The organism is Vibrio sp. 10N.222.52.B7 (assembly GCF_041474275.1).
Taxonomy (GTDB): Bacteria; Pseudomonadota; Gammaproteobacteria; order Enterobacterales; family Vibrionaceae; genus Vibrio; species Vibrio crassostreae_C.
Genome location: NZ_JBFRTU010000638.1, coordinates 1 through 287, shown reverse-complemented (window position 1 = coordinate 287; position 287 = coordinate 1). Strand labels below are relative to the sequence as shown.

General features: G+C 41.1%; 1 protein-coding gene. It reads right to left on the bottom strand.

Annotated elements, in window-relative coordinates; all coding sequences use genetic code 11:
- On the bottom strand, positions 1-287 hold a 287-nt coding region (locus tag AB4512_RS24585; RefSeq protein WP_372176089.1), incomplete at both ends, for a DUF4041 domain-containing protein.

Sequence of the window (287 nt, the reverse complement as noted above, 5' to 3'; positions counted from 1 at the left end):
AGGTATTCTTGTTTGATACGGGCGTTCCTGAATGGAGCACCGTTATGATTTACCAAGGCAAAAGCATCAATAATTTCTTGTTGGATTTTCCCAAAATTGTCGTGCTTTGTTTTAGATAGAGCGCTATCGACCTTTCCGTTGAAAGCATCGACGGCAAAATGAATTGCATAAGTTTTACGGTGAGCTTCAACATAATCACAAGCCCCTGCATGACCTTCTTTTACCATTGCCTTTACTCGTTTACGGGATACTTTGAGTTCTTCACCTGCTTCTTTGTAGCTGTACTC